Here is a 12160-nt window from a genome sequence, read left to right as displayed (position 1 = left end):
GTTTAGAGCAAAAACATGACAACTGATTTTGAGTTTCTGGCAATTGTGAGAAGCGTCTGACCAACAAGCTACCCATCTTCCGACTGGGTGTAAGGTCAATAAGACTATCGCCGAGCTTGCATTGATCTTATCAATACCTATGCTCATCCACCAAATGCTTATTAAAGCTGTACTTGCTGCCGCCTTGCAGTACGTCAGTGAGGCGCTTGGGGTTGCCGGCTGAGATGAAGATGTCGGCGATGCCGTCCTTGACGCGGAACTTGGTGGCGGGGCTTAAGATGTTGTTGGCTTTGATCATCAGGTGGCGGATGATTTTGGCTTTTTCGCTACAGATGAGGAAGTGGTTTTCTTTTCTGAAATTGGTCAGCGGGATGTTGAGCCACCAGCCTTCGTCGTTGCCATAGCGGACGACCTGGGAGAATTGGGTGTTGCCGTCGTTCAGGACGTTGGCTTGCAAGGAATCGTTGGTGATTTGTATGGCTTCGGCTTTGTTCATTTTTGTCTTCGGTGGCGTTTGGGGCTAGGGGGCAGTAGTTAAATTGCTACTGGGTCCGCGATCGAAACCCATCCCCATCCCTGCCTTCCCCTTGAAGGGGAAGGAGTTTCAAGCCGTTATTGTAAACGCTTAAGCCTGCAATTTAGCTTGTTGGTTTACTGTGGCTCTTACATTGCGTTAAACTGTATGCATATACAGTTATTTAGACGCTATTTACCATCCCCCAACATGCTTGCCAAGCTGGACAACCCCTTTTACTACCTTGAAAACTTCCAGACTGTGCTGGATTGGGTGGCTGGGCGCTATGCGGATTTGCTGGTGGCGGATGAGCAGGACTTTATTACCCAGTTTGCCCGCTTGCCGCAGGCTTCACGTGCCTTGTATGTGCGTATGGTGATGCGCAAGGGTTGCGTGTTCAGAGCAAGCAAGCTCAATTATGCCGAGATTGGTGATACCCGTGCGGCCATGCAGGCGCTGGTGGATGTCGGCTGGGTGCAGGCTGATCCTGCGCTTGATATTGCTGGCCTGTTTGATTTACTGCAAAAACCTGAACTGGCGCTGGCTTTTGCCATGTCGCCTGCTGAAAAGAAATTGCAGAAGGCAGATCAACTGGCGCTGCTGGGCCAGCAGCATACGGACAGCAAGGCATTTTCTGGCTGGTGTGCAAGCTTGGATGATGTCGCTTATCAGGTGCTGAACAAGGATTTGTGCGACCGGTTGCGGCTGCTGTTTTTTGGTAATCTGTATCAGGACTGGTCAGAATTTGTATTGTCTGACCTGGGTATTTTTCAGTATGAAAAGGTGGAATTTTCTGCTGCGTCGCGTGGCTTTGGCAGCCGTGCTGATATCGACGCTTACCTGGCCCTGCATGCCTGTCGTGAAGCCTTTCATGCGGCGCAGCCAGTACCCGATGTGTTGGCGCAACTGGCTGCCACTGGCTTGCATGCGCTGGAAAATGCCTGGCTGGTCAGCCGCCGTAACCGCTTGCTGTATCAGATTGGTGAACATGTAGAAAAGCAAAAAGACTGGGCGCTGGCGCAGCAGGTCTATGCAGACTGCACTTACCCTGGTGCACGTTTGCGTGCCATACGTGTAATGGAAAAAAGCGGACAAACCCAGGCGGCATTTGATTTACTGACACTGGCGCAGCAAGCGCCAGAGAGCGAGGCAGAACACCAGCAAATGTTGCGTATCGCCCCGCGCCTTTGTCGCAAGCTGGGCCTGGCTAAAGTAGTTGCAGCGACCAGCACTGCGCCTACAGAACTAGTCTTGCGCCTGCCTTTGCCGCAAGAAGATTATGTGGTCGAATATGTGGTGCGTGACCATTTAAGCTGCGATGAAGCGCCGGTGTTTTATGTAGAGAATGCGCTCATCAATTCTTTATTTGGCTTGTTGTGCTGGCCAGCGATTTTCAAGTCCATACCGGGGGCGTTTTTTCATCCATTCCACCGCGGGCCTGCGGATTTGCTGAGTGCCGATTTCCAGGTGCGGCGGGCAGATGATTTTGCTGCCTGTTTTGCGCAACTGGAGTCGGGTGCTTACCGCCAGACCATACGCGACACTTATGCCACCAAATCTGGTTTGCAATCGCCCTTTGTGTTTTGGAGTAGTTTGTCTGAAGATTTGCTGGACATGGCGCTGACATGCATACCGGCACAACACTTGAAGCATAGTTTCGAGCGCATCCTGCTCGACATCCGGGCTAACCGTAACGGCTTCCCTGATCTGATACAGTTTTGGCCGCAAGAACAGCGTTACCAGATGATAGAAGTCAAGGGCCCAGGTGACAAGCTGCAGGACAACCAGAAGCGCTGGCTGGATTTTTGTGCCACGCATGGCATGCCTGTCACGGTATGTTATCTGCAATGGCAAGAGGCTGATCAGTGAATGCTGACGGCTATACTATCGCCGTGCGGGCGCTGTGCGAGTTCACGGCCAAGCAGGGCGACCTGGATTTGCGCTTTACGCCCTCCCCCACTGCCGAGCAAGGCATGGCCGGACATACGACAGTGGTCTTGCGCAGAAACAGCAGTTACCAGCGCGAAGTCAGACTTGAAGGCCAGCACAGTAATTTGCAGGTGCGTGGACGTGCCGATGGCTATGACCCTGATCTGCAACAGGTAGAAGAAATCAAAACTTATCTGGGTGATTTGCACACCATGCCGGACAACCACCGGCATTTGCATTGGGCACAGGCCAAGGTGTACGGGCATTTGTTATGTCAAAAGCTGGGCTTGCAAAAGATCAGTGTGGCACTGGTGTATTTCAATATACAAAGCCAGAAAGAAACGGTATTGCAGCAGGCGCTTGATGCTGCGGAGCTGGCAGATTTTTTTGCTCTGCTGTGTGGCCGTTTTATTGCATGGGCAGAGCAGGAAGTGGCTCACCGTGCTGCGCGTGATGTGGCTTTGGCAGACATGGTTTTTCCGCATGCGACATTCAGACCGGGCCAAAGACAACTGGCTGAGGCCATGTACAAGGCCAGCAAGCGTAGTTGTTGCCTGCTGGCGCAAGCACCCACCGGCATAGGCAAAACCATAGGCAGTTTGTTTCCGTTGTTAAAGGCCACCGCAAAACACAGGCTGAACAAAATTTTTTATCTGACAGCCAAGACATCAGGCCGACAACTGGCTTTGCATGCATTGGCCAACATACAAAACAGCACCCCATCTTTGAACCTGCGCACGCTGGAACTGGTAGCAAAAACCAAGGCCTGCGAATACCCGGAGGCCGCCTGCCATGGCGATGCCTGCCCACTGGCCAAAGGCTTTTATGATAGGCTGCCTGCGGCCCGTGCTGCCGCCGTTGATCAGCAATTGCTGGACAAGGAAGGCTTGCGCAGCGTCGCCCTGGCGCACCAGGTGTGCCCCTATTACCTGGGCATAGAAATGGCACGCTGGGCCGATGTCATCATTGGTGACTACAACTATTATTTTGACATCTACGCTTTGCTGTATGGCTTAAGCGTTGTGAATGACTGGCGCGTGGCCGTGCTGGTGGATGAAGCCCATAATATGGTGACACGGGCGCGCCAGATGTATAGTGCAGAATTGCAGCGTGACAGCCTGAAACGCTTACGCAAGACACCGCCACCAGCGCTCAAAAAAACTTTGGACAGACTGTATCGCGCATGGCTACAGTTAGAAAAAGAGCAGGAAGCTGATTACCAGGCCTATGCCGAAATACCAGAAAAACTGCTGACCGCTTTAACCCGCCTATGCACAGACATCGGCCTTTACTTTGCCGACAACCCTAGCCAGCTGGCGCCTGATTTGCAGCAGTTTTATCTGGATGCCCTGCTGTTCAACCGTCTGGCAGAAAGCTTTACTGATCATTCGCTGTTTGATATCAGCAAAATCAGCAAAGAGCATGGCACATCGACGTTATGCATGCGCAATATTGTACCGGCTGCATTTTTAACGCCGCGCTTTACGGCAAGTCATACAACAGCTTTATTCTCAGCCACGCTCAGCCCGTGGAATTATTATTGCGACACCCTGGGTTTGCCAAATAGTACCGCCTGGGTAGATGTGGAATCGCCCTTCTCTGCGGATCAGTTACAGGTGCACGTGGTAGATAGCGTTTCGACGCGCTATGCCGACCGGGCACATTCTGTTGCACCCATCGTAGCATTGATGGCGCGGCAATACCATGCGCAGCCAGGTAATTATCTGGCATTTTTCAGCAGCTTTGATTATCTGACCCAGGTCAGCAACAGCTTTATCCAGTTGCACCCAGATATACCGGTACGTTTGCAAACCCGGCGCATGAACGAAGCAGATCGTGAAGATTTCCTGGCGCAATTTACCGAAGACAGCCAGGGCATTGCCTTTGCCGTACTGGGTGGTTCTTTTGGTGAAGGCATAGACCTGCCCGGCACCCGCCTGATTGGTGCCTTCATCGCCACGCTGGGCCTGCCGCAACTCAATCCCATCAATGAGCAGATCAAATTGCGCATGGATAAAATATTTGGGTCAGGCTATGACTATGCCTATCTGTACCCTGGCTTGCAAAAAGTGGTGCAGGCTGCGGGGCGGGTGATACGGCAAACGGATGACAAGGGTGTGGTGTATTTGATTGATGACCGGTTTGGGCGTGGCGATGTGCGGGCTTTGTTGCCGGGGTGGTGGGCGGTGAATTAATAGAGCTTAAGTTTGTGCTCAAAAATATTCTCTCATTTGTAGTGCAGTAAACTTGATTGAACTCTTTTAAATAATTTTCTGTTAATCAACAAACGCCGCTGGGCTCCTGCCTACGCAGGAGCGACGGATTTTGGGTCTGCATTCATTCGCGCAACTCGGTATGCACGCATTAGCTACAAAATTCATTGATCCTTGCAAACCCAGCCATATCTTTGCTCACACCCTATAAATCGTCGCTCCTGCGCAGGCAGGAGCCCAGCGGCGTTCGTTGACCTAAATTGCATATCCTGGCTACACAGCAAAAGTTCAACACTCAGCCTTTAATAAATGAATACGTTGTTGAAGCGCCGAATGTGGGGCGGGTGAAACGTAAACTGGCAAGACCAGAGCCCAGGCTTTGCTTCATTCAAAACCCGCCCCAATCAACACAAACCCTCTATTAAACAAGTAAACCTTGTTATTTAACGAAACAATGTATATATTAATGAAACTCAAACACCATTTTTATAGAAGTTCGTCTCGATTATGAAAACTTCCAAATCCCAGCAAGAGCAAACCCGGCGTAATTTGATCCGTACTGCCGTCGATCTGATTACTGAAAAAGGCTATGACGCCACCACAATGAAGCAGATTGCCCGCGACGCAGGCATTGGTGATGCGACGATTTACAAGTACTTCCCCAGCAAGGAAAAAATCCTGCTGGCTTACTATGAATTGTGCATAGATATCACCATCGAAGTGGTACAGGAAACGCCAGGCTGGGAAGAATTTACCCTGCAAGAAAAACTGCAAAGGCTGGTGGATGCCTTGCTGGAACTTTTGCTGGGCGACCGTGAATTTGTGGAAATCACGCGTGATATCTTTGGCAAATCACCGCTGCTGATGATGCGCGACAATATGCCCGGCCAGCAAACCCTGAAGCAGGAAATCATAAGTCTGCTGGAAGAGGCTGAACAGCGCGGCGATATCTCGCCCTGCGATTTCAAGAATCTGATCGGTGGTTTGTTTGGTGATTATCTGTTTGCCGTCATCGCATATTGGCTCAAGGATGAGTCGGAAGAATTTTCCAACACCACGCAACTGGTGGACATGACGCTGGCGATACTGGTCATGGCCTTGAAGAGTGGCATCGTCAATAAAGTGACAGAACTGGCTAGCTTCATGCTGCGTAATCAACTGTCGCGCATTATGCAGAACGGTTCTGGCCTGCTGGAAATGGTCAAGCTCGTGCAGAATGGATTGGGACGTGGCCTGGGGGATGCACGATGAACAAGGCGCCGCCCGCCAGCAAACTGGGCAGGACTGCCATCACCGGCCTGGCATTGGCACAGGCTGGCGCCAGCAAACTGGGTCACAAGGCACGGCAAATGTTGCGCAGTGACGATGACAAACAGGCTGCGCAAGAACAGCATGAAGCGGAACTGGGACGCATACTTTTCAAGGCACTCAATCAGTTAAAAGGCAGTGCACTCAAGGTATCGCAATTGCTGAGCATGGAAGCCGATTTTTTGCCCGAAGGCATACGCCGTGAACTGGCCAAAGGCTGCCACCAGGTCACGCCTTTGAATCGCGCACTGATCCATAAAGTTTTTCAACGTGAATTCGGGCAGGCACCAGAACACCTGTATGCGCAGTTTGATGCACACGCCTTTGCCGCAGCCAGTCTGGGGCAGGTACATCATGCGCAACTGGCAGATGGCCTGCAACTGGCGGTCAAGGTGCAATACCCAGGCATTGCCGCAGCCATAGGCAGTGATTTGCGCATGTTGCGCGGCATCTTTCAAACAATGGCCATGGGCACCACCATCTTGCCACGCAAGGAAGTGATAGACCGCTTCATGAATGAGCTGGAAGTCAAGCTGGGGGAAGAGCTGGATTATGAACATGAAGCGGCACAGCTTCACTGGTTTGGCCAACATGTAAATTTGCCCGGCATCGTCATCCCCAAATGCATAGACGCCATGTCCAGCAAGCGCATTCTGACGATGGAAAAGCTCGATGGCCTGCACCTGGATGCCTGGCTGGCGACAGCGCCGGATCAGGCACAGCGCAATCATTTCGGGCAATTGCTGTTTGACTGGTTCTGGTTCAGTGTTTGCCAATTGGGCCGCGTACATGCTGACCCGCACCCGGGCAATTTTTTATTCATGCCGGATGGACGTCTGGCAGTACTGGATTTTGGTTGCACCAACAATATATCGAGCACCTGTTCCAATGCCATGGCCAGCAGCTGGCGCGCCTTGCTGATGACCGATGAAACCGAACGCAATCGCCTTCTGCGCCTGGCCTACATTGACCTGGGCCTGTTTTCTGATGCCATCACGCAGGATGAATTTGATACCGGCGTCATACCGGCACTGGCAGAATTGCATGCCTGGAAGATAGAAGCCTTTCAAAGCACGCACTTTGACTTCAGCAACAAATCGCCCTATCCCAAAACCATCAATGTCCAGCACAGCAAGGTACTGGCAGGCATTTTGGCTGGCTGGCATGAAGATGTGCCGTATTTTGATCGTGCCTATTTGGGCCTGATGAATATGCTGAAAAAAATGGGCGCTATCGTCAACACAAATATCGCCTGGACCAGGCAAGGAACATCCCATGTCAGCACAAACTAGTCCCCGTAAAATCTGGATAGGCCGCTACCTGATGGCCGTTGCCGCCCTGCATACCATCGTCGCCATACTGATTTATGGCCCTGTGTTTATGGGTATGCTGGAACGCGGCATATTCAATACCGTCAACCGTGACCCTTTGCGTTCAGCCGCGATCTGGTTCCTGCTGTTTGGTGGGCCGCTTTTATTGCTGGGCATGAATATCCACAATATGGAACGAAAACAGGATTTTACCGAGGCCGGCACCATGGGCCTGGGCATATTGATCTGTTGCCTGTTCGGTATCGTGCTGATGCCCGTATCAGGCTTTTGGCTGGCCATGCCGGCGGCAATTGCATTGATAAACAGGCGTTCAAACCAGGGACAAACAGCATGAAAAGCAAGATCACGGAAACAGCAGTGCCAGCCCATAGCAAAATCGCGGAAGACCTGCCAGGCGCTTATTTTTATGATTGCTATCAAATGCCATTTGATCATACTGAATTGAGCGCCATGCAAATCTATATGGATACCTTTGCCCGGACACCAGCATGGGTCAACGCCCTGATGGGTGTACGCAATCGTGTGGTCGGCCTGTTTGGTTTGAAAAACCTGGGCGGGATGAAAGCGCTGAATAAAAACAAGCCGGCTGAAGCCTATCAGGTAGGTGACCGCGCGGGGATATTCTCATTGGTCTACAAATCAGACGAAGAAGTCATATTCTGCGACTCTGACAAGCATCTGGATGTCAAAGTTTCGGTTTCAAAGCAGATCAGGGACGGTCAACCCGGCATTGCTGTTACCACTATTGTGCATGTACACAATAATCTGGGGCGGGCGTATATGCTGTTCGTTGGCCCGGCACACAAAGTGATTGCACCAGCGGTATTATCCAGAGCATAAGCTTCCATCATCTCCGGGATGACGGGTAAATCATATACGTATTTTCCACCATCTTTTTTGTCACGCAATTGTCATAAATCTCGACTAAGATGAAATCACTAAAACAAAAGAGAAAAGGAGATTAAAGACTATGCTAAGTCAATTAAAACAAAAATATCAAATGATGCGCGCCAAAAATATCACCGAGTTGTCAGGCTACAGGCGTCAGTTAAGTGAGGTTCCCAATGCGGTGTTTTTGCATTGGCAGGCAAAAGCGAAATATGAATTCCCCGGCATCCCCAGTGATGCCATTTTTTTTGCCCGCGCCACAGAGGGCCTGATGATGTTCTTCGATTATGTTCGCCGCAGCAACCGCCCCTGCGCCCTGCCGTCCAAGGCGGCAGACTCTGTCTGGCATGCCTGGAATAGCTGGTCATCCATCCACCTGGACAATTTCTGTATCAAGCACTTTGGCCGTGCGATACCGCATGTTGAAGCAACACAGATGGCCAACAAAATGGATACCGCACTGGCCAACTGCCTGATTACGGCACAACTGGCAGAACGCCACGTCCCCGGCAGCTCATCCCTGCCACGCCTGTTTGCCCTGGACCGCAAATTGCACATGCCAGACGGTTACTTCTACTTTGCCACATCCTTGCGGATAGGTTTCCGGCCCATGAATGCGCGGGGTACAGACACAGGCAAAGCCATCTACCCGGAAAGCTTCGATGCCGCTCAATTGCTGGCAGCAGGGTTGATCTCTACCCTGGCCTATGAAGAAATGATGAAGAAGCAGGCAAAGGCAGCCACTGTTGGTTCATCTTGCGGTAGTAGCTGTGGCAGCAGTGGCAGCAGCAATAGTAGTGGTAGCTGTGATGCCGGCAGCGGTGGCTGCGATAGCGGCGGCTCAAGCTGCGGCAGTAGTTGTGGTAGCGGCTGCGGCGGAGGCTGTGGTGGCAGCTAAGCCGCGCAAAAGAATATGCGATTCTGCCCGTTGCAAAGCGAATACCAATCCGATCAATATTCAATCAAAATACAATCATCTCTATGAGTGAAACCTGAAGTGCTGCGCAATTTCAACACGAAATTTCACTCGGAATCATGGCGCAAGGTACACTGATTGTTTTTTGCACTATCGATCAAATGCCGTCATATTTCACTACGCTCTTCCAACGTTCCTCCAGACTGACGGTCTGCCTGCTGTTCGGCATTGCCACTCTGCCAGCCATGGCAGCAATCAATCTCAACGATACGATTCCGGTCAATCCGGCATTGACGCTGGGCAAGCTTGAGAATGGCCTGACCTACTATATTCAAAAGAATGACACGCCACGCAAAAAAGTGGAGTTGCGTCTGGTCGTGAAAGCGGGTTCGGTTCTGGAAGATGATGATCAGCAGGGGCTCGCACATTTCACCGAGCATATGGCGTTTAACGGGTCTACCCATTTCAAGAAAAACCAGCTTATTTCCTACCTGCAATCTATCGGTGTGAAATTTGGTGCGGATCTGAATGCCTTTACCAGTTTTGATGAAACCGTCTATGTGCTGCCAATACCGACCGATAAAAAAGCCTATCTGAAAACCGGCTTCCAGGTGTTGGCCGACTGGGCCCAGGGCGTCAAGATGACAAATGCGGATATCGATAAGGAACGCGACATCATCCTGGAAGAAGCACGTCTGGGTAAAGGTGCAGATGACCGCATGAGCAAGCAATTGCTGCCTGAGGTATTTAACGGTTCCAAATATGCCGATCGCTTGCCCATAGGCAAGGAAGACATCATCAAAACCTTTAAATATGATGCCCTGCGTCGCTTTTACCGCGACTGGTATCGCCCGGACCTGATGGCAGTCATCGTCGTGGGTGACATTGATCCGGCAGAAGGTGAGCAAATGGTGCGCGAGTATTTCTCGGGCCTTAAAAACCCTGTGCCGTCACGTCCACGTCTGCCGGTCACCATCCCTAAAAACGTCGATTCCAAGGCCCTGGTCATTACCGACAAGGAAGCGACCAACAACTTGCTGATGATACGTTACCCTCTGCAACCCATCGCTCCACGCCTGACCATAGGTGATTACCGGCAGGATATTATCAAGAGCGTCTATAAATCCATGCTCAACAGACGCCTGAGCGCGCTGACAGAACAGGCGCAACCGCCTTTCCTGGGAGCATCTGCCGGCACTGAGCAGGTCGTGGAAGGTTATGAATCATTCATGTCTGCCGCAGTTTTGTCACAATCAGGCATATCGGCGACGATGAATGCCCTGGTACAGGAAAAAAACAGTATCCGCCGCTTTGGCTTCACCATTGCCGAGTTTGAAAGAGCAAAGAAAATCGAGGCGCGCGAATATGAAACCATGTACAACGAGCGCAATAACTCTCTGTCTTCCAGTTTCGCCAGTGAATACATACGCAATTTTTTGCATGCCGAACCTATTCCGGGCCTGAAAAATGAATATGCCTATTTCAAGGAATTTTATGAAGGCATCACGCTGGAAGAGCTTGATCAGTATGCCAGAAAGGCGACCCCGGATGACAGCACCAAACTGGTGTTTTATGTAGGGTCCGACAAGGCAGGTGAAATCGTTCCCGGTACAGCTGATTTGCTGAAATTTGCCAGCCAGGCAGAAAACCGCCCGATCCAGGCCTACAAGGAAAAAGAATCAAGAAGCGCGCTGATGAATAGCCCACCCGCTGCGGGCAAGATCGTATCGGAAAAAGAAAACAAACTACTAGGTCTGACCGAACTGGGCCTGTCGAATGGTGTCAAGGTCATCCTCAAGAAAACTGACTTCAAGAGCGACCAGATCTTGATGAGCGCACGACGCTTCGGTGGCATGTCTGTCTATGGTGACCAGGATTTCTACAATGCCTGGTATGCCAATCCCATCGTCTGGGAAATGGGCATGAGTAACTTCAGCGCCAAGGATGTGCAGGAAACCCTGGCTGGCAAATATGCCACCGTCAGGACTTCCATCGACAATTACACTGAAAATTTCGGTGGCACGTCCAGCAATGAAGATATTGAATCCATGCTGCAACTGCTGTACCTGCGCATGACCAGCCCACGCAAGGACAAGGTCTTGTACCAGTCTTTCATCAATACCCAGAAAGAACTGGCACGCAATTCCTCGGCCCGTCCAGAAGCCATTTTTTCAGATCAGGTTGTCACTGCGCTGTATCAAAACCATCCACGTGTCATGCGTCAGGCCAAGGTCGGGGATTTTGACAAGCTGGACCTGGAACGCAGCATGGAAATCTTCCAGGACAGGTATGGCAGTGCCAAAGACCTGAGCTTCATTTTTGTCGGCAGTTTTGATCTCGACAAAATCAAACCCCTGATCGCCACCTATCTGGCCAGCCTGCCTGTAGCTGATATCAAGACCGGTTATCAGGATCTGAAAATCCAGCCGGTACGCGGCATCGTCAAAAAAGATGTCAGGGTCGGCAGCGAAGCGAAAAGCATCATTTCCATCAGCTTTACCGGACCGGCTATTTATTCCCGTGAAGAAAATACCCGTTTCCATGCCATGCTGGATGTGCTGAATCTGAAGATCATCGATGTCATACGTGAAAAGCAGGGCCTGATTTATAGCGGCGGCGTCAATGGTTCCATACAAAGAATCCCGCAGATGCAATATGGCATAGACATCGATTTGCCTTGCAGCCCGGACAACGTGAACAAGGTCATCGCCGCCATGTTTGCCGAGATACAGAAACTGCAAACAGCAGGCCCTTCGGCAGAAGATGTCAACAAGGTCAAACAGGCCTGGCTGCAAGACCATCAGATTGACTTGCGCAGCAATGAAAGCTGGCTTGATCATCTGCAAACGGCAACCCTGTACCAGACTGATCCTGAATCGATATTAACGACAGAAAAACGTATCAAGGCAGTCAATGCCAACCAGATCAAGGATGCCGCCAATCGTTATTTCAATATGCAAAACTATGTACAGGTGGTCTTGTATCCGGAAGATAAAAAAGATAAATAGACACTGTTCAGTCCTTGAAAAAATAAAGCCGGGCTTGCAAGCAAGCCCGGCTT

At 51.0% G+C, this 12160-nt stretch carries 9 protein-coding genes; 8 read left to right on the top strand and 1 reads right to left on the bottom strand.

Annotated features, from left to right (window positions below; all coding sequences use genetic code 11):
• Positions 1–130: 130 nt before the first annotated feature.
• A complete protein-coding gene (locus tag H8L32_RS26570; RefSeq protein WP_186950887.1) occupies positions 131–496 on the bottom strand; it encodes a hypothetical protein in 366 nt (121 codons plus the stop codon).
• Positions 497–724: 228 nt separating this feature from the next.
• On the opposite strand from H8L32_RS26570, the gene H8L32_RS26565 reads away from it, so the two are divergent.
• The 8 genes from H8L32_RS26565 to H8L32_RS26530 all read left to right on the top strand — a co-directional run bounded on the left by H8L32_RS26565 (position 725) and on the right by H8L32_RS26530 (position 12107).
• A complete protein-coding gene (locus tag H8L32_RS26565; protein ID WP_186950886.1) occupies positions 725–2383 on the top strand; it encodes a VRR-NUC domain-containing protein in 1659 nt (552 codons plus the stop codon).
• Positions 2380–4638 carry a helicase C-terminal domain-containing protein gene (locus H8L32_RS26560; RefSeq protein ID WP_186950885.1) on the top strand — a complete coding sequence of 753 codons (2259 nt, stop codon included), beginning with the start codon at positions 2380–2382 and terminating at the stop codon, positions 4636–4638. The genes H8L32_RS26565 and H8L32_RS26560 overlap by 4 nt, the downstream gene beginning before the upstream one ends.
• A gap of 525 nt (positions 4639–5163) precedes the next feature.
• Entirely contained in the window at positions 5164–5907 is a 744-nt protein-coding gene (locus tag H8L32_RS26555; protein ID WP_186950884.1) for a TetR/AcrR family transcriptional regulator, read from the top strand.
• A complete protein-coding gene (locus H8L32_RS26550) occupies positions 5904–7256 on the top strand; it encodes an ABC1 kinase family protein (protein WP_186950883.1) in 1353 nt (450 codons plus the stop codon). Before H8L32_RS26555 ends, H8L32_RS26550 begins: the two co-directional genes overlap by 4 nt.
• On the top strand, positions 7240–7629 hold the full coding sequence (locus H8L32_RS26545) for a DUF6463 family protein (protein WP_186950882.1): 390 nt from the start codon (positions 7240–7242) through the stop codon (positions 7627–7629). Before H8L32_RS26550 ends, H8L32_RS26545 begins: the two co-directional genes overlap by 17 nt.
• Positions 7626–8135: a DUF2867 domain-containing protein gene (locus tag H8L32_RS26540; RefSeq protein WP_186950881.1), complete on the top strand. Its 510-nt coding sequence runs from the start codon at positions 7626–7628 to the stop codon at positions 8133–8135. Before H8L32_RS26545 ends, H8L32_RS26540 begins: the two co-directional genes overlap by 4 nt.
• Before the next feature lie 130 nt (positions 8136–8265).
• The gene (locus H8L32_RS26535) at positions 8266–9081 is read left to right on the top strand and encodes a hypothetical protein (protein WP_222619514.1); all 816 of its coding nucleotides are present in this window, start codon (positions 8266–8268) and stop codon (positions 9079–9081) included.
• Between the two features lie 137 nt (positions 9082–9218).
• Positions 9219–12107: a M16 family metallopeptidase gene (locus tag H8L32_RS26530; RefSeq protein ID WP_230412431.1), complete on the top strand. Its 2889-nt coding sequence runs from the start codon at positions 9219–9221 to the stop codon at positions 12105–12107.
• Positions 12108–12160: the final 53 nt, after the last annotated feature.

It is taken from the genome of Undibacterium hunanense (assembly GCF_014284335.1).
GTDB classification, from domain to species: domain Bacteria; phylum Pseudomonadota; class Gammaproteobacteria; order Burkholderiales; family Burkholderiaceae_D; genus Undibacterium; species Undibacterium hunanense.
Note: the sequence above shows the minus strand (reverse complement) of the source record. Positions and strands in the feature narration are given on the sequence as shown.